We start from the raw sequence: 23,305 nt of genomic DNA on the forward strand, positions 1-23,305 counted from the left end.
TTTAAATATTAAATGCTTTATTAAAAGCTTTTGATAATGATATTACTATTAAACCTATTATAATAGCGCTAACAGCAAGGTAGAGGTAAACATCAAAGAAGGCTTTTGCTTGAATAACTAAATCGCTTGTAACACTTTTTTTATCTGTAAATGTTGCAACATATCCTGCTAAAAAGTTACTAATTCCAGATTTAATGCCCCAAACTCCAAATAGTAATGCTGCTATATCTGTAGGGGCTATCTTACTAATAGCAGCAAGTCCTGTTGGACTACAGCATAGCTCTCCGACTGTTACTAGTACAATACCAAGTACTATGAAGAGTAAAGGTGCTAAACTTCCATGCATAGCAGTAAAAGCAGCAAACCCAAACACTCCCATAGCAGAACCTGTTATGATTATTCCTAGTCCCATTTTTATAAATACAGATATATTCCACTTATTCCAAATAAACGCAAATAATGGTGATAAACATACAATAGATATATTGTTGATAACATTTATATTTGCTGCAGAGATTTTCATCCCAAACAAATGCAAATCAACAAAACGCTTATTAAATAAAACTAGGCTTGTCGCTGTTTGTTCAAATAAGACCCAAAAAAACATTATTACAATAGATATTATAACAACAGCAGATATTGATTTTATATAAACCTGACCACCTTTATAGCCTCTATAAGTAAGGTAGCCTAATGCTAGAATGCTTAAGCTGTATAGTATATAGGCAGTGTTGCTAGCATTGTTAATTAGATAAGCAAAAACTACACCTGCACAAATAGTTAAGACTAGTGTTATAAGTTTTGTTTTGCTTGTTGGGTCTATATGATCTTGTGGCACTAGGTTTTTATGTTGACCAATAGTTAATATTAGTAAGCCTAGAGCCATCCCTCCAGCAGCAGTTATAAAACCTGCATGCCAACCTAAGTATAATGCGATTAAAGGCACAGAAAGAGTTGCTAATGCACCACCTAAATTTACACACATGTAAAAAAGGGTATATCCACTGTCTTTAAGTTCTTCTTTGCCCTGATATAATTCACCAATATTTACGTTCATTGCTGATTTAAAGAAGCCTGTACCAACTACAACAAACCCAAGACCTAAAAAAAATGACACATCAAGAGATAATAGCAAATGACCAATAAGTATAGTGATGCAGCCATACTTTACACTACGAGTATGACCAAGATATACATCAGACACATAACCACCTATAAGCGGAGCCATATATACAAATGCTACATAACTACCATAAGTAAGATAGGCTTTAGTATCACTCATGCCATAAAATTCGCTTGTGAGATAGAGAATAAGTATAGCTCTCATTCCGTAGTAGCTAAATCGCTCCCATATTTCAATACCGCATAAAACCCATAAACCTTTAGGATGTTTTTTGAGATAATTAAGCATAATAAATTATTTTTATTTAAATATTTTGTCAATATTATTTATAAAGATGCTGAAAGTAAATGCTTTTTGGTATTTGTCAAAAAGTATATTGAAAAGTAAAAAAGTAAGTTTTATTTTTTTTAAGCTATAGAATTATCTTTTTTATTAAAGATATGCTTGTTTTGTAGAGGTTTGATTTTAATAAAATATAAAAAACTGTATTATTGTATTAAAATTTATTACTGTTAATTTTACTATATGATAAAAATATCGTTTCAAGGTGAGCATGGAGCTTATTCTGAACAGGCAATTACTAGCTTTCTTAATTCTAACTCTATAACAGATTTTCAAACAGTACCTTGTTTGAGTTTTTATAATGCTATAGAAGCTACTATAAAAAAACAAACAGATTTTGTAATTATCCCAGTTGAAAATTCATTAGCAGGATCTGTTGTACCAGCTTATGATGAGCTAATAAAAAGCAACCTCAAAGTAAAAGCAGAGATTATTTTAAAAATACAGCACTGTTTAATGGGACTACCTAATGCGGATTTAAGTAAGATAGAAAGTGTAATTTCACATCCACAAGCGTTATCTCAATGTTCAAATAGTCTAAAGAAATTAAAACTTGAACCAGAGGCTTTTGCTGATACTGCTGGAGCAGCTAAGTATATTTTTGAGAAAAAAAGCAAAAATCATCTCGCTATAGCAGGAAAACTTGCTGCAGAGACTTATGACTTAGAAATTATTCAAAGTGAGTTTGAAGATGAGCATTTTAATTATACGCGTTTCTTAGTAATGGGAAGAGAAGATATTATTGATGTTAAAAAAGATAATAAAAAAACAACAATTATATTTTCTGTAGAAGATAAAGCTAATGCCTTAGTTGAAATTTTAAGTATATTTGGTGAATATGATATAAATCTGACAAAAATAGAATCAAGACCATCGCGAGATAGAGCTTGGGATTATCTGTTTTTTATAGATTTTGAAGGCTATGAAGATGATGATAAAATCCAGTTAGCATTATTGAAAATCCTTAAAAAGAGTACATTTTTGAGGGTTTTAGGATCTTATGAAACATATCAGTATGAGTAGGTTAAAATGAAAAAATATTTTATAGCTTTTGTATTATGTGCTATTTCTCTATTTGGGTTTGCTGAAGATGATATTACGGTTTTATCTTTGAACGATTTTCATGGACAGGTTGAACCACATAAAGATATGGTTGGAGCAGCTAAGATAGCAACTTTTGTAAAAGGTTATCGAAAAACACATCCGAATTTAGTAGTTGTAGCGGCTGGTGATAATTATCAAGGTACAGCAATTTCAAATATTTCTCATGGTGATGTAGTCAATGATTTTTTTGATTATATAGGTGTAAAATATTCAGCTGTTGGTAATCATGATTTTGACTATGGGCAAAAATGGTTTAAACATTGGTATAAAAGTAGTGATGTAAGGTTTTTAGCTGCTAATATTAGTTATGTAAATGATTCTTTAACAGGGTATGTTAAAAGACTTTTCTCTGGTGATAATTCGTTAGACTATATAAAACCATTTGGTTATGAGACTTTTAAAAATGGAAAGACTATATATTTTATTGGGCTGTCAACATTAGAGACTCCTAAAACCACAGCAGAGAAACATATATCAAACCTTCATTTTACTAATCCTGTTTATGCTGCAAATAAGTGGATTAGGTATATTCGTAACTATAAAGAGCATAATTTACCAAAACCAGATACTATAGTTCTTTTAACGCATATTCCTACAGAACAAGTTGATAACAATATTCTTTATAAAAAAAATAGTGCGTTAGGCAATCAGTCTGAGATATATGCTGTTGTAAATGGGGTTAAGGGTATTACAGCTGTTTTGACTGGGCATAGCCATGAGTTTGTTAATGGTTTCAAAAATAACATCGCCGTAGAGCAAGGTGAAAGCCAAGGTAAAGATATAAGCGTGCTTCACTATGATTGTCATACAACAGATGTCTGTAAAGTAACACCAGAAGTTATAAATCTTGCTAAGGTAACTAAAGATCTCGCGGATGATAAAGAAGTAAATGCTATTATTGAAAAATATAATTCTAGTGTTAAGGATGAGCTTGAGAAAGTTATTACAACAGCACCTAATCCACTTTCTGATAAAACACAAGATGGCCACTATAATGTTCCATTAACATATACTTTAGCAAATATAATGAAGCTAGATACTTCTAGCGATGTTGCTTTATTAAATACTCATGGTGTGCGTAGATCTCTACCTAGTGGTAAAATAACTTATAGTATGATTTATGAAACAATGCCTTTTGATAACATGGTCGTTACGATGGATATTAAAGGTGCAAACTTGCTAAACTTAATTAAGCATAGTTTACAGTTTATTGGTGAAGAGCAGAGTGGTATTTTTGCTGGAGTTAAAATAGCTCTTAATAAAGATAACTCAGTTAACAGCATCATGATAAACAACAAACCTTTAGACAAAAATAAATACTATAAATTAGCAACCATTGATTTTCTTGTTAGTGGTGGTGATGGTTTTGTTTTCAAAGGTTTTAAAAATTATAAGGACACAAGTATTCCTATTAGAGAAGTTATTGTTAGCTATTGGCAGGGTGAAACGGCCAATATAGCAAAAGGTTGGCAAAATGTAATCTTTGAAGGTTAGATATTTTGGATAATATAAATATTACATACCGAAAAGTTAAAAATCTTAAAATATCTATAGCAAATGATGGAGCTATAAATATAACTTCACCTTTAGGCGTCAAAGAATCGCAAATATATGATTTGATTGAGTCTAAGAAAAAATGGATTGAAAAACATCAGCAAAGACTCTCTAAAAATTCTAAATATGATTACTCAAAATACACATTAGAAGAGGGTAGTATTGTTTATTTTTTAGGGCGTGAATATAAAGTTAGGTTAATTGAATCAAAGCAAAATGTAGTAACTGAATCAGAAGATGCTATTTTATTCTATGTAAATCCAAGTGTGATAGGCAATCAACAGTTTAAGCTTCAGCTTTTAGAAGAGTTTTATCGAGATAGAGCTGATATTATATTAAACAACCTGATGGCTAAATATCTTAAAATCACAAACCAAGAGATAGAAAGAGTAACTATAAAAAAGACTAAGACTCGTTGGGGTTCGTGTAATTATGTTAAGAAGACTATTAATTTAAATTTTGACTTAGTTCTTCGTGATATAGAGGCTATTGAATATGTCATTCTTCATGAAATAGCTCATCTAACACACCCCAATCATTCAAAAGAATTTTATAATTATGTTGAGAGCTATATGCTTGATTGGAAATCTCGAGAAAAAAGGCTAAAATGAAAACATAAGATTTATATCTTTTACCCATTTAAATTTTAATATAATTTTGGAGAAATCATGGAAAGTACTTTTGAGCTTTTTTCTATAGGTGTTGGTCCGTCCTCATCACATACAATTGGTCCTATGCGAGCTGGTTGTGATTTCGTTAACTTAAATAAAGAACACTTATCTAAAACTACTAGAATACAGATCGACTTATATGGTTCATTGGCCTTAACTGGTAAAGGACATAAAACTGATTATGCGGTAGTTTTAGGGGTGATGGGTTTTTTGCCAGAGTCAGTAGATATTAAGTTAGCTAAAAAGCTTTATGGGAATTGTTTAACTAATGAAAAATTAGATTTAAATCAAGAGTATGAGATAGGCTTTAACTATAGTCATGATTTGATTTTTCATTATGATGAGTTTTTACCGGAACATGCAAATGGCATGAGGTTCTCTATATTTAATAATGATAAATTACTTGCTAGTAAGGAGTATTTTTCAATTGGTGGTGGTTTTATAGTTGATAAAAGTCATATTAAAAAAGATGAAGTTCCAACAGAAGTGGTTTGTAATAAGCCATTTAAATTTGCAAGTATGGAGGATTTGCGTCATTTGTGTATACAAGCAGATCAAAGTATAGATCAGATAATGTTTGAAAACGAAAAAGTTGCTTATGGTGAAGAGCAGTCGTTAGAAAAACTAGCTCAGATATGGCAAGTTATGGAAACATCAATAGAAAGGGGATTAACTTGCCCAGAAGCAACTCTCCCAGGTGGTTTGAAGGTGCGTAAGAGAGCTCCGAGTATGATTGGAAAACTTAAGAGTAAAAGTGTAGATAAAAGTGATTTTAATTATTTAAATGCTTATGCAATAGCTGTAAATGAGCAAAATGCTTGTGGTGAAAGAGTAGTTACTGCTCCAACAAATGGAGCGGCTGGAGTTATTCCTGCAGTTTTGAAATATTATATTGAAAATAATGAATTCTATAATGCTACAGAAAAGAAAAAAGCGATTAATAAATATTTGTTAATAACTGCTGCAATCGGTGTTTTATATAAGTCTGGAGCGTCTATATCCGCCGCAGAGGTTGGCTGTCAAGGAGAGGTAGGGGTAGCTTGTTCTATGGCAGCAGCAGGGTATTGTGCTCTTTTAGGAGGTGATCTTGATGCTATAGAGGCGGCAGCTGAAATAGGTATGGAGCATAATCTAGGACTTACTTGTGATCCTATAGGTGGACTTGTTCAAATTCCTTGTATTGAACGAAATGCAATGGGTGCTGTTCAAGCAATAAATGCTGCGAAACTAGCATATCTTGATAGTGGTGAAAAACGCTTTGTGGGTTTAGATTATGTGATAAAGGTAATGCTCCAAACAGGCCGTGATATGAATAGTAAATATAAAGAAACATCTTTGGGTGGACTAGCTGTAAATGTTCCAGTTTGTTAGATGTATTAATTAAACTAGTATCTATCTTTTTAATATTATAAAATTAGTTATCGTAATTACTTTATATGCACAAATGATAAAAAAATATTTTGCTCCAATAGTTATAGCTTTGGTTATTATTGGGTATTTTTTGTTTCTTAATTTCTTGCAGCCGTTAAGAGCCGATGATTTTGGGCGAGCTTGCACAGATGTTTTATCTAAAGGTTTAATAATGCTTGTACACTCAATACAAGCAGATTATGGTGGCTGGACTGGTAGAGTTTCTGCTCAAGGACTAATATATTTGTTACTAAGCAAAAAATATATTTTAGTATCAACATTTATTGTAAATATAGTTAATGCTATTTCATTTTATGTCTTTATGGTGCTTTCATTTAAAATAGTATCATCAAATAAGCTAAAGCTATTATCAAAAGATTTTCTATTATTTGCATTTTTCTTTATTTTTATCTTTTATCAAACAGGATTTATTGCAAATGTAATATGGAAGACAGGGGCTATCCAGTATTTTTGGGGTATTACTCTACTCGTTGTTTTATATTATGTAGCTATTGAAAAAAATAGAGAAAGCTTAATACTTGGTTTGTTGGTTGGGTCGTTGATTGGCTTATATAATGAAATTTTTGTGTGTGTTACAGTTTTATTATGTTTAGCGTATTTCTTTGAAAGATGGGTTTATAAAGAGTGTATATCAGATACGATTATTGCTTATTTTGTTTCTTGTTCAATAGGTGGATGCATCTTGATAGCGGCTCCAGGTAACTATGCTAGATTAGATTACTTATCTGCAGGAGATGGGCATACATCTATACTTTCAAGTATTACTAATTTGCTAGAGCAAATTATAATGCAACCTCAATATACACTTATTATGATGTTGATGTTAGGAGCATTTTTAATACTGATTTTTACTAATAAAGAAATTAAAAAAATTAGAGCTTTGATTTATTCATTAACTTTAATTATTTCAATATTTGTTTTAGTACCTGTTGCTAAATCTTATAATCTAAATCAGAGAGTTTTACTTATCTATTACGCATTGTTTTTTATTGCTGCATTTAAACAGTTTTACAAGCATGATAGTAGTTTTGTTAATACGCTATACTCATGTTTAAAGAAACTTAGTTGGTTATTTGCTATTTTATTACTTGTACAATTGTTTTTAATATCAAGTACTTATATTTACTTTTATAAGTTTGAGCAAAGTCGAAATCAGATGGTTGAACAATACCGTAACCAAGGTGAGAGAAATCCAGTACTACCTAACTTAGCCACATATATGGGAGCTAATGTGTTTTTAGATGATATTACTTCAGATAAGCAAATATATAATAATAAAGCATATGCTGAGTTTTATGGTTTTGATAGTGTAACTGGTGAACATTAGTTTATTTAATGTATGATTTTAAAAAGTTTTAGGGAATTGTTTGTTGTGAAACAAAATAGTAAAAATGTAGATATTAGAAATATAGATAGTTCAAATGAAGCTCATTTTGTAATAAAAGTCTTAGCATTATCAGTTTTTGTAGTGTGTTTTTTTGTGATAGTGGCAATATACACATATGTTTTTGCTAGAATCCAAAATAGTACGATATTTTTTAAGTTTTTAGATGTTATCGGGATTCCTCAATTATCTCCAATATTGTCTTTTTTATGGCTATTATCAATTCCAGTTTTGCTTGTTTGTCTTTTTGCGTTATTTAAGGCAATTTGGTTTAAAAGAATCTTTAGCTTTAAATGATAATATTTTATTCGTTTATAGGATGTGTGTTTAAATGAAGAAATTAAGCTTTATATTCCTAAGTGCTTTGATAGTAGGTTTTTTTCTGCTTTTAAACTATCTTCAGCCGTTAAGAGCAGATGATTTTGGCCGAGCATATAGTGATGTGCTTGTGAAAGGTCTTGATATTTATTTTAGAGCTATAGCTTCAAATTATATACACTGGACTGGCCGTATATCAGCACAAGCATTAGTTTATTTGTTATTAAGTAAAAAGTATATTACTGAGTCAGTATTTGCTATTAATTTTATAAATGCGATAAGTTTCTATTTGTTCATAGTATTTTCATTTAAGTCAGTAACTCTCGATAAAATCAAAATTATTTCTAAAGATTTTTTAATATATCTTTTCTTCTTTATATTTGTGTTTTATCAAACTGGTTTTATTGCAAATGTGATGTGGAAAACAGCTGCTATACAATACTTTTGGGGTATTACGCTACTTACAATATTTTACTATTTCTCAATAATTAAAAAACAGCAAAATATTTTGTTCGCTATCTTTACAGGATTTTTTATAGGATTGTATAATGAGGTTTTTGTTGGGTTTTCAATTGTTATATGTTTTGCTTATTTTTTAGATAAATTACTAATAAAAGGGAGCATTAGTAAAAATATTATATATTATTTTGTTTCTTGTGTGATTGGAGGGGTTATCCTAGTCATTGCTCCAGGGAATTATGCACGATTTGATTCAATGTCTAGTGATCATAATTTGTCTATATTTATGAATCTTATAAACTTGATCTCTCAAATACTGATGACTCCTGTTAATACAGCAGTATTGCTAATATTAGTGGTTATTTTTATTGGTTTGATTTTCACTAATAATGGCGTTAAAAAATCTAGAGCTTGGATCTATACATTAGCTTGTATAGCAACTTTTTTTGTTTTAACTCCTATTGCAAAGACTTATGAATTAAATCAACGAGTATTTCTAATTTATTATGCTTTTTTCTTCATTGCAACTTTTCAACAGTTTTATAACCATAGCAGTATTTTTGTAGAAAAATTAAATAATGCTTTTAAGAGTGTTAGGTTTGTTTTTTTAGTATTATTGTTAATTCAGCTATACATTATGACAAGTGTTTATTTTACTATTTATAAATTTGAAGTAGAGCGTAATCAGCAGGTTGCAATGTGTTTGCAAAACAATGTTGAAAACCCTACTTTTCCAATACTTCCTGAATCAGTATCTGCAACTATATTTTTAGATGATATTACACCAGATGAAAACAGCTATAATAATAGAGCTTTTGCGCTTTTTTATGGATTTAAAAGTGTTCGAGGAAAGCCATTTATGTGATTTTTACTTGTATAGTAAATAAAATAAAATAATGATTTTTATTCTATGTTAGAATACTCAGATTAATTATTATAATAATTTCCACTTTAGAAATGAGTAGGTTAAGAGCTAAAAGACTTAAACTTAGCAATCAGTCTGGGATGTCACTGATTGAAACTACTATTTCTTCAGGCATTTTATTGTTTATATTGTCTTCATCTTTTCTGATAATTAATACAACTGTTAGTACATCATCTGTTGTAGAAAGAAAAGTAGAGTTATCTCAACGTCTAGATGCCAAAGTTGATAGGTATTTAGTTACTGGAAGGTTTAATGCAGTACCAGTTGAGTCAGATGAATTTGAGCAAGTTAAATCCTCAAACCCTAAAATTGCTAAATTTGAAGCAAAAGATAAAGACTTTAATGTCAAAATATCGAGAGAAGTTTTGAAGGTGTGAATTTGAAAAAACTTTTATACTTTATAAAAAATGTTTAAAATTAATAGGTTACAAAAGGGTATAACTCTTGTAGAGATTCTTGTCGCTATGACTGTATCTGCTATAGTTATGACTATGGCTGTAAGCATTTTTTTATCTTCAAAGAAGAATTATCAACATACTAAAACCGTAGCACAGAATGATGTTAAAGTTTTAAATACCCAAGAATTATTATATAACGCTATAACAAATGCAGGACTGTCTTGTAAGTATGGTACGCAAACACAAAGATATATAAATAGAACTACAGAAAACCTTAATGATTTAAATTTTGCAGTAAATAAATCAGCTGTTAGGTTTGGTGATATTGCTAGTATTGGGAGCTATTTAAAATATACACTACCAGTAAAATCTCAAGGGCTACTTTATCAAGAGGATAGTGATTATGTTATGGTTAAAAATGAGTCATTGTCTGCAAGTTTGGAATCTAAACCTACTAGTTACACGCTTAATGTTGACAATACATTAGAGCCTGCTGCAAATGATTTCTTAGCCATATGCAATGATGATGAGATAGATATTGTCAAGGCAACTGCTTCGAATAATAACCAGATAAAGTTAGCGGCAGCACCATTGGGAGATTATCATAGAGGTGATTATGTAGGAAAGTTTGCAGTAAACATATTTTATATAGCAGATACTGGAGAAAAAGATAAGCTTGGGCATACTATAGAAGGGCTTTTTTTATACACTAAAAATGGTTCAGGTTTAGCTAATAGTCAGCTGTTGATATCAGGAGTTTCTAATTTAAAGGTCAGCTTTGCAAATACTTATCGTAATAAGTTGAGGTGGAAGCAAATATATAATACTACTGATCTTGAAGATGGTGATTCATCAGCTTTACGGATAACTTTTAAAATAAAGGGTAAAAAGTTTGAAAAAGTTATATTACTTAAATAGCAAAACTATTAAAATGTCTGGTTTATCTTTGGTATCAACAATGATATTTGCTTTTGTACTATTAGTTACTGTGTCAAGTTTAGTCTATATATTTAGATTTAATCTTTTAAGTATTGAAAGTTTGTTAGATAACGACAGTACAACTAAAGTACAAGAGCAATATATTAATGAGATAAAATCTTCTAAAAAAATATCTATAGGCTCTAAAAAAATTGGTGATTATAAATTTGATAATGAGCTGATATCTCAAGAAGATATTTTTTCAAATAAAATGGTTGATATAAGTCTGTATCATGCCAAATCAACTGCTGTAAATGAAAAAATTCTTCATAGTGTGTATTTAAAGGATAAGTTAATCTCAAAGAGTAACCTTCTATTTAATAAACCACCAAAGCATTCAATGCTTAATTATGGTTCCAAATATGTACCTATAAATGTACCATTTGTCGCTATAGGAAGAATGGGTGATAGTGAACGGTTACACCGATTAAAAAATGGAGATATTTTAGACAAAAACTCTGGCTACTTGGGTTTTATAGAAAAGGATTATGATTGGCTTTTATTATCTGTAAACAATCATACAAAGCTTATAAACTTAAGTAATCTTGATATAGAAAAAGGTAGCTATAAGGTTAAAATCGGTTGGAATTTAGTTAAAGGTCATTGGCAAATGCTGATGAGTATATATGATAATAAGAATATCTATATATTTAAAACATCTTTAGAAAAAATCATTGATAATATTGATAATAGTCTTTTAGACCTATCAACGCCTATAGCAGAAATTAATCAAATTAATGATATTAAAGATCTGACTTGGTATTATCCTAAAAATAATGGCTCGCCAAGTTTGGCTATAGTTTCACCATCTCATGACAGTGAAGGTAATTTATCTGTGAAAGTATATAGTGTTGACTACAATCAAGAGAAGAGACAATATGTTTCTAACTTAAAAGATACTTTAAATGGTATTGGTAAATATGATTACAATACTGTTCATATTAAGGCATTAGACCCTGATTTTATATTAGCAAAAAGCTCTTTAGTGATAAGTGCGGGTAAAAAATTAATTATTTATGAAGCTTTAAAAGGTAGTGCAGATATTTCTAAATACTATATAAAGCTTGAGGATGTTAGCATAGGTGAGCCTATAATTATAAAAAAGGATAAGTATCATTATTATGTTATTACTTATGGAGGAGATAGTTACTATCAGTATACTTATACAAAAGATACGGATATTCTAAGTAAAGTGAAACCAAAAGTTTTTGAAGATGAAAAAATTTATAATATCAAAGTAGTTTATGGGCTCAAGTTTATTATTACAAAAGATAATCTGTATATTGATAATTCTATGAATAAGCAGTTGAGTAAGTTTGAAATATAGGCCCGGAGGTTGAAGTGTTAAAATTATTTTGTTACTTTTGTATGGTTTTAACTTTGTTATTTAACTTTGCCTATGCTGAAGACTTTGTTCAATGTCATATTTCTGAGTATACCAATGGTTATGATGGGAAATTAAGTTTTAAATGTGATAATGAGATTTCTTTATCCGAAAATAAAGTAGTATTTTATATAGTAGGTGATGCAAAGCTTGATAATATAAGACTTTATGGAGTTAAAGTTAAATATAAAGAAGATGAAATAACTAAGGGATTAAGTAAAATATCTGTAAACTTGGTTACAAAAGGTGTATTTGTTGATAGTGATTATATTGTAAATAAAAATAATACTGTTAATTTGAAGCTTATATTTTCTGGAGATAGTAACCCTAAATATAAGGTATTATGGGGAGGAGTAGTTAAAAATTCATATAAACAACGAAAGCCTCAAAAAAGAAATATACAAATCTATCAGGGTTTAGATGGTAAAGTCTATTTTTATGAAAATGGATTAAAATGTGCTATTGAAAATGACTGTGATGATAAGGTCTATATAGATGAGAATTGCCAGGATAATAAAAATTGTAATAAATTTGATAATAATTATAAAAACAAAAAAAAATATGGGTTGGTTTATTAACGCTTTAAACCAACACCTTATCGATTAATAGGAAGTATATGTATAAAAGAAGTAATAAGTCTAGTTTCTGTATAATAGTGTTTTTATTCTGCTATTTCTTTTTCCTGAATTATTGTCAGCCACTAACTATGGATGATCTTTCAAGAGCTGTAAATGATACTTTAGCTAATCATAGTTTTTTTTCATGGTTATATAAAGATTACATCGGTTGGACAGGTAGAATGTCAGCTCAAGCGCTTGTTTATATTTTATTCTCTAAAATTTATGCTACATGGTCAATACTTATAATAAATGTTTTAAACTCGATAGCATTAAGCGTTTTTATGATTTTTAGTTTTAAGCTCGTTACACGAGATAGATATAGTATTGGGTCTAAAGATTTTGTTTTTTATGCATTTTTGTTTATGTTGATGTTTGGACATACTGGATTTATCGGTGAAGCAATTTGGAAAACAGTTGCGATACAATATTTCTGGGGATTTACACTACTTACAGTATTATTCTATTATTTACTAGTAAAAGAAGAAGACTATAGAGTTATTAGCTTACTAGTTGGTTTATTTATTGGTTTATATAATGAACAGTTTGTTGGTGTGTTAATGATATTGTGTATGTCATATTTTTTTGAAAGATATTTAGTAAAAAATAGAATTAATATAGGAGTGATTTTTTTTGCGATAGGCTGTTTTATTGGAGGATTGATTTTAGTTGCAGCTCCAGGAAATTATGTACGCATGGTACAGATAGACCCTGAGCATACTGTATCGCTATTGGCCCAGCTTAAAAATTTTTATAGTACCTATAAGTACAGTGTTTGGCCTAATACAAGTGATGTTACATGGTTATTTGTTGCATTTATGGCCTTAGCATTGACTAATCAAAAAAATTTTAAGAAAAGTATATTTATATATGCTTTAGCTTTAGCTTTTAGTTTGATGGTAATGTTTCCTGTTATTCAAGGTTACGGTCTTTTAATAAGACTTATGTTAATTTATTATGTGATATTTTTCCTTGCTGTTTTATATCAATTTTATGACAGTGATAATGAACTAATAGAGAAAGCACATTTTTTTATTAGGAAGCTATATATTTTGCCATTAATAGGTTTAGTTATTGTCTTCTCATTATTAGCGAGTACATATTTCTCATTATATAAGTTTCACTTACAAGAACAGAGTTTAATACATCAATATCAGGCTAAAAATATTGAAAACATTATAATGCCTGCATTTGAAGAGCCGAATGCTCAAAACTTTGGTATAACATATGGAGGTATTTCTTGTGATATAAATAATCCAAATAATAAGGTATTTGCTGAGTATTATGGTTTTAAAACAGTTAAAGCTGAGAACTGTTGATTCAATATGTTTGAATGCTTAATACTCTTTTTTTATGCTAAAAAACCGTTGCAAAATATTCAAAGATAAGTATAATACTTATCAACGACTGGAGAAATGGCAGAGTGGTCGAATGCGGCGGTCTTGAAAACCGTTGACTGTAACAGGTCCGGGGGTTCGAATCCCTCTTTCTCCGCCACATTGAAGCTCTTAGAAATAAGGGCTTTTTTTATGCCTAAATTTTCTCGTTACTATTTTAAATTTATTCATCCACACTCCTTAATTGATATATACTTATAGGCTGTATATAACAATTAAATCAAAGTTTAGGAAATTCTATGGAATTAGATATTAAATATCATGTTACAGAAAACCTTTTTAGGTCTTTTTGGGTAGATTTATTACAGCGAGAGCTGGCAAATAAAGATTTGGATAGCCATCAAATTATTGAAGTAGATGGTACTCCAGTACTGTATCTTGATGAGTTTGATATCGAAATAGAGCTGATTTCTAATACTCAAAACAGATCGATGAAGCTAAGACTTGGAGATTATACATATGAAACTTTGGTGGAACAGTATCTTAAAGCAAGTGGTCTAGAATCTATTTCTTCTGAACAAGAGTGTCCATTTATAACAGAAGCTACATTTACTATAAGAGATTTGAAGAAGGGCACAAGATTTTTCGCGATAGTTAAAAAGTATAGAGGGATTTAATCTTTAGTTTGTTCTTTTAGAAAATGATGACTAAGTATTGCTAAGATAGACATAATTAGTACCGTTATCATTAATACTGATGTGCTAATACCAAATAGTTTGCCTATAAACGAAGCACATAATCCAGAAAAGCCTATCTGAGCAAAACCAACCAATCCAGATGCTACACCAGATTTTTCTTTAAATATATTTATGGCTGATGCGATCCCTAATGGTAGTACTATACCATTTGATATCGAAACTATAGACATAGGTATTATTATTTCAAAAGCATGATTCATATTAGATGATAAGTTGAATATAAAAAATAATAATCCACCATATAGAAATGAAAATAGTCCAATATAAAAAACTTTTTCATTGCCTAAAGTATTCATTAGCTTCTTACCGATTAGATTCCCAATATAAATCATTATTGCTAATGGGATATAAAAATATCCAATAGTATGTTGAGAATAACCCATTTCATCAAATAAAAATGTAGATTGAGATAAGTATGTGAACCATGCACCATAGACTAAGCAAACAGGAATAACATAACTTAGAAAAGCTGTATTTGATATCAGTAATGGATAGCTGTGGAAAATATGGAATAATTTTTTAGGTTCTCTATTTAAGTTTGTTTCTTTAAGAAAGAAGAAGCTTATAATTAACAAAATAATGCCATAAATTGCAACAAATTCAAAAGTTGCTTGCCATCCAAAAAATGTAGCTATATATCCTCCAATTAATGGAGCTATGGCAGGAGAAATTGCAACAATAGGATAGATAATATTGTATATATTTGTAGCCTCTTTAAGACTAAATTGATCACTTATAGTAGCTCTACCTACAACTAACCCTGTTGATGCTCCAATTGCTTGTATAAACCTAAAAACAATTAGAGTTTGTATTGAGCTTGAAAAACTACAACATATAGAAGCGATAACATATATAAGAAAGCCTATTAAAAGTATTTTACGTCTACCATAGATGTCAGATAAAAAACCTACAAATATTTGAGATATCGCTAACCCAAACAAATAAACACCTAAAGTAAGCTGAAGAGAAGAATCTGTTGTTGATAATGCTTCAGATAAGCTCGGCATAGCAGGTAAATATATATCAGATGCTAATAATCCCATACTACTCATCATCGCTAAGATTATCATATATCTGATAAAATCTTTTTTGTCATTAGCTATCATTTTTATTTAATACCTTCTAAGTCGATAGCTAACAGACTATTTGCAACTTTAGGAAATCCTGCCAAGGGAATTACTAGCAGTAAAGTTTCAATTATCATCTTTCTAGATGCTCCTAAATTAATAGCACCCTCTAAATGACATTGTACTTGAGCTTGACAGTCACCAAGAGTACAACATACAGCTATAGTGATTAACTCTTTAGTTAGCATGGATATATCTGCATCTCTAGCAAAAATACTTTCATAAGCAAAGTCAAAAGTAAATTTTGAAAAATCAGGGGCTACTTTAGATAATCTATCAATTAATTGTTCTCCTAAATGTTTGCTATGAAGTTGATCAAATAATTCCCTGCCATTTTTACTATAACTTTTTGTATCAATCAGCTCTTTGAAGCTAGCTGATGATTTGGTTGGGGTAAAATTTTTGATGTTAAATTCAGCGATATCATTTATATAAAAAGGATCATTAACGATATAATCATTAACATCTTTAATATCTATCGTTGAGATAATAAACCCTCCAGCTCTATCATTATACGGACCAGATGCTAGAATTAAATCTCTATCATAAAAGCTAGTTAGATACTCCATGTGAGAATCTCTATATTGGTCTACAACTTCTAAACTTGTTTTATATTTAACTTCTATTAATACCATTTCATTATTCCTTGTGTTAATGGATTAGAATTTAATAGAAATATTACAGTGATTCTTGTATAGTGTTAATAACTAAAATATAGAAACACTGATATTGAAAAAGAATCAATGAAAATTGAAATACTACATTATAAAATATTTGATAAGTTAGCACATACATTGAATTTTCGTAAAACTGCTAAAGAGTTAAACTTATCTATCTCTATTGTTTCTAAGAAAATAAAAGAATTAGAAAATTATTATAGCTCGAAACTTTTTTATAGAACCACAAGGTCAGTTTTATTAACTGAAATGGGACAAAATATACTGCCTAGAATCAAAGAACTCATTTTACTTGAAGAGCAGATTAAACAAGATTTGGATAGTAGTTATCAGTTTGTAGGTAACCTAAAGGTAGGCGTACCATTCTCATATTTTGAGTCTATCTTAGATAGAGTAAGGGCATACACAACAAATAATGAAAATGTTTATATTGACTGGAAAATAGGTAACTATTTGGGTAGTTTGTATGAAGAAAATTTTGATGCTGTAATATTTTGTGGCTCTCTTCCTCATGGCGATTTTTATGCAAAAAAAATTGGTGAATGGAGAAAGGTTGTATGTGCATCGCCCAACTTTCTAAAAGAGAATGAAATACCACAAAAACCAGAGGAGTTAGAAAAATATCCTTGCTTAGATCATTCTGAAAATTTCAAATCTACTTGGGGATTATTAGGTGAGGAATATAGTATAAATTTAAAACAAAAATGTTCTTTTTCTAGCTTACTAACAAAAATGGCTATTAACTCTTTCGGTATAGTTTATTTACCATCGTTTACTGTTGAAAGCTATATCAAACAAGGTTTGTTAGTAGAGATTTTAGAAGAATATACTTCTAAGAAATTTGATATATACCTAATATCTAAAACACCATTTTCAGAAAATAGAAAAGCTCAAGAAATATTGAGTATGCTTAGTAGCTAGCTTTTAAACTAGTCTGTATGATCAGAAATAGTTGTTGGTATTAGAAGGTTTTAGTCGTTGTATAGAGTTATTATTTAGTGTTGGAAAGTGATTATTATTAACGATAGAGTAGTTTTTTAGAGGGAAATATAATAAGCTCTAGTTAGTTTGTTTATATTGTTCTCTATATGTTGAAAAAGAAATACCATATATTTGTAAAAACAACGATTAAGGCAATATTTTTAATTATTTGTATATTTGCATGTTATGCCTATATTTCTCCTTTTGTATCAGCACAATACTTAACTACTAAAGAGTCTAAGAGTAAAGTATATCAATCATTAGATATGTTAACTCCTAAGAAACTTGCTGACTTAAATAGCAAAAATCCTCAAAACTTATTCAAAGGTTACTACTACAAATCTTTAGCATTATGGATGGGCTTCCATAATTATTATTTTGACTTGATCAACAGTAGTTATCATGAAATTGTACAACCCAATGATTATACAAAAAATGCACAAAATTTAAAAATAGATAAAATGCTCATAACATTAATACAAACAGATTTTAAATGGAGTGATATACCTGAAAAAGTGACAGGCGATGAGCTAACTCTTACATTAGGGAATGATAATAAACATACTTTTTATTTGAAGAAAAAAAGCAACGGGAACTGGTACTTTACAGAGAGAAACTTCGACTCGCCTGAAACTATTAAAACAATGCAACAATTTTTAAAACAAAAAAATACTAGAATCGATAATATCCATACTACATCTACTCCTATACTTTCTTATATAAACTTTATATTTGGTGTTAATCATGTCTATGGGTTTAATATCGAAGATAGTATGGAAACGATGATAACCGATTGGATACCCAAAGAAATTCGTGATGACTATAGCTTATTTACGGCATTTAGTATGCTTAAGGTATTTGAATATAGTAAAACTAAAGTAAGCAGTATACCTGGGGGACTTGAGGCAGGTAATGATTTAGTTATGGTGTATAGATCACCTATATCAACTATGAGTGTTTATTTGTCTCTTTTAAAAGACAAGCATGATGATAAATATAAGTGGGTGTTTACAGAAGATGCTCAGAAAGATGCTATAAGCATTTTATTGTATGACTTACCTAATGATATGCCTAGAGACTCTTTTACTTATAATATTCGTTATACTATATGGGAAAACATACCAATAATGCTATCTAAATATGGTATGAACTCATATATAGTAATTTTAGCGTTAGTATCATTAATATTGTTATATGTTAGTTACAAGTTAATAAAACTAATATCTAGAGCTATTCTGAGAACCTTAGGTGTTTTTTACTTTAATTATGATAAAAAAAGTTATAAAACAATAAGTACCGCAATTTCACTATCAATCTCAACATATATATCATCTTTTCTGTTTTTTAATGGAGCTATAATATCTTTAGATATAGCTTATTATTTTGATTTCTTTTTTAGAATTAGTTATGGCATCATAATGATGTTTCTATTCATCGAAATTATAAACCTAGTTTGTTTATTTGCCTCTAACTCATATGAAAAGCACATGAGCGAAGATAAGGCTGCTAGGTTTTCTTTTGCACTAACAATAGTAAATAAAATAGTTAATCTTGTTATAATTTTAGTAGTATCAGGGGTTATAGTTCAAGAGCTAGGCATTGATATGGTGCATTTCTTAACTGCTCTTGGTATTGGTGGTATTGCTATAGCATTAGCAGGAAAAGATACTATTGAAAATCTATTTGGTTCTATTATGTTAGCAATTGAAAGACCTATAAAAATTGGTGACTGGGTAGTAGTAGAAGACAAAGAAGGTACTGTAGAGCAAATAGGCTTAAGAAGTACAACAATCAGAACATTTAAAGATTCAGCACTGATAATACCTAACTATACTTTTATTAATTCAAAAATAAACAATATGGGTGAAAGAACATATAGAAGGTATAAAACCATGGTTGAGTTAGAAGAATCAACACCAGCTTATCTGATAAAAGAGTATAAAAATAGATTGGATGATTTGGTCAAGAGTACTGAATATATGCGACAAGAAAAATATCATATTAGAGTAAATGAACTAACACCAGTTTCCGTGAGTATTTTAATATATGTGTTTTTCATTTCTAAAGATTGGGGTGAAGAGCTTAAACAACGAGAAGATTTTATAATTAAAATGTTAGAAATTGCAGAAGAGATAGGTATTAAGTTTGCCTCTACTGAGAGAGTTCAATTTAAACCTATGGATGATAGCTCAAAGTAGTTAAATTTTTTAGAGAATGTGTTTATCAATTATTTGTGGTTTGATAAAAAGTTATCTATATTCACAGTTGTTGAAATTCTAGCTAAGTTTTCTAGACTTGCTTCATGAGCTTCTTGAGTCGCAGCATTGCAAGCATCAGCTATCACGGTAACTTTATAATCACGATCATGAAGTTCTCTAACAGTAGATTCAACAACAAAGCTTGTAGAGACACCGCAAATTATTACTTCAGAAATATCATTACTTCGTAAAATAACTTCTAAATTAGTACCATATAAAGCACTAACTCGGTGTTTTGTGATAATTATGTCATTGGCTTGTACATCCATATCTTTATGAAAATCTGTAGCCCATGTATCAAGCTCTAGTACTTTGTATTCTGGAGCTTGCTTAAACATTGGTGAAATCTTAGAGCATTCATTATAGTTCTTACTAAACCCTACCTTTACATGAGCAATAGTGATATTTTTTTTTCTCGCCCAAGCTATAAGCTGATTAGCTTTTTCTATAGTTTTATCATCTTTTATGCGTTGAGCATTATGAGCACCAAAAGCACCTTTGTCATCAACTATTTCATTTATGAAGTCAGCGATTATTACTATTTTATTCATTTTATTTTCCTATGTTTTTTTATTTTTTAACGATTGATAATATGCTTGCTAAGCATACTATCACAACACCTAATATCTCAGAATAGCTCAAACTAATATAATACATATATGAGTCTAGAATAACTGCTACTATCACAGAAAAATACATTCCTGGAGCTATAAATGATGGATCTTTTGTATACTTAAAAGCTTTAACTCTAAATATTTGAGAGCTAATGCTTAAAACTATGATTGTTATACACGACCATGTAATAATTGGTTGAGTTAGTATGCTGTCAAAGCTTGCTAAAGATGGTTTGTTTAGTGGTAAGAAAATAATCATCAAGATACCTATAAATGTATATATCCATAGATTTATAATAAATATATTTTCTTTTTTACTGGCATCATGTAAGACAACTTGGGAAGCAGCATTGAGTATTCCTGAGAAAAGGGCGCATAAAGCAAATAAATTAATACCAGACCCTGTGCCTAAAATTAGATAGATACCAAAGAAGCTAAATAGTATGCAAATAAAGCTATAATAACTAATTTTTCTTTTGAAAAATATAAAGTTAATTACAGGTATAAATAGTGGGCTAGTATTAAATAAAAGTATCGTTATTAGTAGAGAACCTTTGCTAAGGCTTATAAAAAATAGTATCTGAGCAAATAATCCTAAACATACTCTTATGTATACAGATCTCCAATTAAATGGAGTAATTTTTTTGAATGATGAAATACACACAATCCACCACATTAAAATTGACCCACCAACAAAGCAAATGAACATAGTAAAATAAATACCATCAATGTTCATTAAAAATTTTCTTGCTAGCGAACCAAAGGTGATCATTGTTGCAGAAAGTATCATTAAAGACATGCTTACAATATTATTTATAGAGGTCATCATTTAACTAGGTAACTAAAACTTACATGGATAATATAGCTATTGAGTTAATTAGTAAAACGCTTTATTCTTACATAGTATGTTAGCTATACTTACATGCTATGATTAAAAGAAATGATTTACCACCACTAAACTCCCTCCCAGTTTTTATTGCTGTAATGAGAACTAAAAGTTATACAAAGGCTGCAGAAAAACTTTTTATGACACATTCAGCTGTTAGCCAGTCTATAAAAAAGCTTGAATGTTTTCTTGATATAAAACTATTTTTAACAAGCAAGAAGAGGCTTGAGACTACTCAGGCTGCAGAAAAATATTATGCAAAAATAGAGCCTTTAATGACCGAAATATATAATTCAACAAATGTATTAAAAGAGTGCCAATCTAAAAAAATAACTATTAACTGTATGACAACTTTATGTGCAAATTGGTTAATACCTAAACTTGATAGTGTTATGGAGGCTTTAGAAGATACAGATATTCAGCTTACAACACTAGGTAAACATGTTGATTTTGATAATGATGATGTGGATATAAGCATAGAATACGGCTTTAAAGAAGAGTTTGAGGGACTTAATAAGTACAAGCTTGCTGAAGGTGAGCTAATACTAGTGTGTAATAATAAAAATATTGGTAAATCCTGCTTGGAGATTATTTCTCAGCAAAAACTTATTTATGTTGATGATAGAATTAGGATTGATGATTTTAATTATTGGTGTCAGCATAATGGGATAAATATTAAGTCAAACAAAAAGATAGTATTTAAGAGTTCGCTTCAAGCTATCAAGGCTTGTTTTTCAGGTATAGGTTTTTTTGTGACAGATAAGTTACTAATTGAAGAGCATATTAAAAATGGTTTTTTATATATACCAGAACAAAAAAGTTATTTAACAGGTAAGTCATATTATCTACTTTCTAAAAATGATCAGTCACATTTATTTCAAAAAATAAAAAAATTATTAGTAAGCTTTCTAAATGAAAAGACTATTATGTAGTTAAGCAAAGTAGTCTAGAGAAGTGTTGAAAACATCATTTAATTTGATCAAACCAGTAAATAAATTTGAAGGCTTCATGTTTTAGTAAGTATTTATTAGAAGTTACATACCTAATTAGAAAATTCTTTTTGTAAACAAACATGTATAAACTTAACAAATTCTTGCTCTAGATTGTTACGGACCCCTATGTTTCTAATCAAATAAAAAACTGTTTCATCAAAGTAAAATTCTTCTAAGATAGATTCTATTTCTTCGCTATCGCGTATAAATATGTTTAGAGTGTTAATAATGAATTCACATTTCGTTGTTAGGCTAATATCATACATCGCATTATTAAGAAATAAAGTTGGTTTTATACAGACTTCTTCCTTGGTTTGACTATATTCTGAAATACCAATTAAAGCTTCTCGACATTTATTATCATCAGCAATCCCCACAATTTTATGATTTTTTAAATCCTTAATAGATTTTGGCATGCCTTTTTCACTAATATATTTTTTAGAAGCATAAAGTTTATTCTTTGCTTTAACTAATGTTTGTACTGTGCAATTTTGAGCTAAAGGTGGTTTTGATGTAATGGCTAAATCTAAGTCATTTTTCACTAAATCATTTACCTTTGAAATATAAGTAAATATCAGTTTTACATTTGGATAACGAGTGTAGAAGTTATTTAGTTTGTTTACGATAATATTATCGAAAAAAAGTTTTGGTACTCCTATTTTCAACGTTCCTTCAACTTCCTTAGAGGTATTGATGAGTCTTTGAAGAGCCTCGTTTGCTTGTACTTCTATATTATTAAAACTTTCATATACAGCTTTTCCGTCGACTGTCATCTCAATCAAGCCTCGAGAATTTCTTTTTATAAGTTTAGTATTTATGGATTCTTCTAAATTTTGGATTCTACGAGATACCGTACTTTGCGAAACATTAATTTGTTTAGCAAGCTCTGTAAAGGTTCCAATATTTATAAGTTTTATAAAAAGAAAGATATCGTCATAATTCATGCTATTTCCTATTTATGCATAAGAGCTATGTATTTTTTGCTAC

22 protein-coding genes and 1 tRNA gene are annotated in these 23,305 nt (G+C 29.5%); 17 read left to right on the forward strand and 6 right to left on the reverse strand.

Annotation, left to right across the window (positions count from 1 at the left end):
* Position 1: 1 nt before the first annotated feature.
* Entirely contained in the window at positions 2-1,411 is a 1,410-nt protein-coding gene (locus FLM55_RS08905; RefSeq protein WP_178948934.1) for a peptide MFS transporter, read from the reverse strand.
* A gap of 237 nt (positions 1,412-1,648) precedes the next feature.
* Between FLM55_RS08905 and pheA the strand changes: the two genes are divergently transcribed.
* The 14 genes from pheA to FLM55_RS08975 all read left to right on the forward strand — a co-directional run bounded on the left by pheA (position 1,649) and on the right by FLM55_RS08975 (position 14,702).
* Positions 1,649-2,488, forward strand: coding sequence for a prephenate dehydratase (pheA, locus tag FLM55_RS08910; RefSeq protein WP_178948935.1), 840 nt, complete (start codon positions 1,649-1,651; stop codon positions 2,486-2,488).
* 6 nt (positions 2,489-2,494) lie between these two features.
* Complete coding sequence (locus FLM55_RS08915) at positions 2,495-4,063, forward strand: bifunctional UDP-sugar hydrolase/5'-nucleotidase (RefSeq protein ID WP_178948936.1); 1,569 nt, start codon at positions 2,495-2,497, stop codon at positions 4,061-4,063.
* A 5-nt stretch (positions 4,064-4,068) separates the two neighbouring features.
* Positions 4,069-4,734, forward strand: coding sequence for a SprT family zinc-dependent metalloprotease (locus FLM55_RS08920; RefSeq protein WP_256868874.1), 666 nt, complete (start codon positions 4,069-4,071; stop codon positions 4,732-4,734).
* A gap of 57 nt (positions 4,735-4,791) precedes the next feature.
* Positions 4,792-6,165, forward strand: coding sequence for an L-serine ammonia-lyase (locus tag FLM55_RS08925; RefSeq protein ID WP_178948937.1), 1,374 nt, complete (start codon positions 4,792-4,794; stop codon positions 6,163-6,165).
* A 73-nt stretch (positions 6,166-6,238) separates the two neighbouring features.
* Complete coding sequence (locus FLM55_RS08930; protein WP_178948938.1) at positions 6,239-7,552, forward strand: DUF6056 family protein; 1,314 nt, start codon at positions 6,239-6,241, stop codon at positions 7,550-7,552.
* Between the two features lie 45 nt (positions 7,553-7,597).
* Positions 7,598-7,906: a hypothetical protein gene (locus FLM55_RS08935; protein WP_256868875.1), complete on the forward strand. Its 309-nt coding sequence runs from the start codon at positions 7,598-7,600 to the stop codon at positions 7,904-7,906.
* 34 nt (positions 7,907-7,940) lie between these two features.
* Complete coding sequence (locus tag FLM55_RS08940; protein WP_178948939.1) at positions 7,941-9,251, forward strand: DUF6056 family protein; 1,311 nt, start codon at positions 7,941-7,943, stop codon at positions 9,249-9,251.
* A gap of 92 nt (positions 9,252-9,343) precedes the next feature.
* The gene (locus FLM55_RS08945; protein WP_178948940.1) at positions 9,344-9,688 is read left to right on the forward strand and encodes a type II secretion system protein J; all 345 of its coding nucleotides are present in this window, start codon (positions 9,344-9,346) and stop codon (positions 9,686-9,688) included.
* Between the two features lie 30 nt (positions 9,689-9,718).
* Positions 9,719-10,627 carry a PilW family protein gene (locus FLM55_RS08950; protein ID WP_178948941.1) on the forward strand — a complete coding sequence of 303 codons (909 nt, stop codon included), beginning with the start codon at positions 9,719-9,721 and terminating at the stop codon, positions 10,625-10,627.
* Positions 10,602-12,014: a hypothetical protein gene (locus tag FLM55_RS08955; protein ID WP_178948942.1), complete on the forward strand. Its 1,413-nt coding sequence runs from the start codon at positions 10,602-10,604 to the stop codon at positions 12,012-12,014. The genes FLM55_RS08950 and FLM55_RS08955 overlap by 26 nt, the downstream gene beginning before the upstream one ends.
* A gap of 14 nt (positions 12,015-12,028) precedes the next feature.
* On the forward strand, positions 12,029-12,649 hold the full coding sequence (locus FLM55_RS08960) for a hypothetical protein (protein WP_178948943.1): 621 nt from the start codon (positions 12,029-12,031) through the stop codon (positions 12,647-12,649).
* Positions 12,650-12,687: 38 nt separating this feature from the next.
* A complete protein-coding gene (locus FLM55_RS08965; RefSeq protein ID WP_178948944.1) occupies positions 12,688-14,007 on the forward strand; it encodes a DUF6056 family protein in 1,320 nt (439 codons plus the stop codon).
* A gap of 90 nt (positions 14,008-14,097) precedes the next feature.
* Positions 14,098-14,185 (forward strand) — tRNA-Ser (locus FLM55_RS08970).
* Positions 14,186-14,324: 139 nt separating this feature from the next.
* Entirely contained in the window at positions 14,325-14,702 is a 378-nt protein-coding gene (locus tag FLM55_RS08975) for a hypothetical protein (protein WP_178948945.1), read from the forward strand.
* Here FLM55_RS08975 and FLM55_RS08980 read toward each other — a convergent pair.
* Both FLM55_RS08980 and FLM55_RS08985 read right to left on the reverse strand, forming a co-directional pair.
* Entirely contained in the window at positions 14,699-15,889 is a 1,191-nt protein-coding gene (locus FLM55_RS08980) for a multidrug effflux MFS transporter (protein ID WP_178948946.1), read from the reverse strand. The two genes, FLM55_RS08975 and FLM55_RS08980, sit on opposite strands and share 4 nt — an antisense overlap.
* A gap of 2 nt (positions 15,890-15,891) precedes the next feature.
* Complete coding sequence (locus tag FLM55_RS08985) at positions 15,892-16,545, reverse strand: carboxymuconolactone decarboxylase family protein (RefSeq protein WP_178948947.1); 654 nt, start codon at positions 16,543-16,545, stop codon at positions 15,892-15,894.
* Positions 16,546-16,653: 108 nt separating this feature from the next.
* Between FLM55_RS08985 and FLM55_RS08990 the strand changes: the two genes are divergently transcribed.
* Together FLM55_RS08990 and FLM55_RS08995 are read left to right on the forward strand one after the other, a co-directional pair.
* Complete coding sequence (locus tag FLM55_RS08990; protein WP_178948948.1) at positions 16,654-17,508, forward strand: LysR family transcriptional regulator; 855 nt, start codon at positions 16,654-16,656, stop codon at positions 17,506-17,508.
* A gap of 167 nt (positions 17,509-17,675) precedes the next feature.
* Positions 17,676-19,766 (forward strand): mechanosensitive ion channel family protein, encoded by a 2,091-nt coding sequence (locus FLM55_RS08995; protein ID WP_178948949.1) that lies wholly within the window; start codon positions 17,676-17,678, stop codon positions 19,764-19,766.
* 29 nt (positions 19,767-19,795) lie between these two features.
* Here the strand turns inward: FLM55_RS08995 and FLM55_RS09000 are convergent, their stop codons facing one another.
* Together FLM55_RS09000 and FLM55_RS09005 are read right to left on the reverse strand one after the other, a co-directional pair.
* A complete protein-coding gene (locus FLM55_RS09000; RefSeq protein WP_178948950.1) occupies positions 19,796-20,377 on the reverse strand; it encodes a cysteine hydrolase family protein in 582 nt (193 codons plus the stop codon).
* A 19-nt stretch (positions 20,378-20,396) separates the two neighbouring features.
* On the reverse strand, positions 20,397-21,266 hold the full coding sequence (locus tag FLM55_RS09005; protein WP_178949103.1) for a DMT family transporter: 870 nt from the start codon (positions 21,264-21,266) through the stop codon (positions 20,397-20,399).
* Between the two features lie 101 nt (positions 21,267-21,367).
* On the opposite strand from FLM55_RS09005, the gene FLM55_RS09010 reads away from it, so the two are divergent.
* On the forward strand, positions 21,368-22,258 hold the full coding sequence (locus FLM55_RS09010) for a LysR family transcriptional regulator (protein WP_178948951.1): 891 nt from the start codon (positions 21,368-21,370) through the stop codon (positions 22,256-22,258).
* Between the two features lie 110 nt (positions 22,259-22,368).
* Here the strand turns inward: FLM55_RS09010 and FLM55_RS09015 are convergent, their stop codons facing one another.
* The gene (locus FLM55_RS09015; RefSeq protein ID WP_178948952.1) at positions 22,369-23,262 is read right to left on the reverse strand and encodes a LysR family transcriptional regulator; all 894 of its coding nucleotides are present in this window, start codon (positions 23,260-23,262) and stop codon (positions 22,369-22,371) included.
* Positions 23,263-23,305: the final 43 nt, after the last annotated feature.

Source organism: Francisella sp. Scap27, from assembly GCF_013394105.1.
Lineage (GTDB): Bacteria > Pseudomonadota > Gammaproteobacteria > Francisellales > Francisellaceae > Francisella > Francisella adeliensis.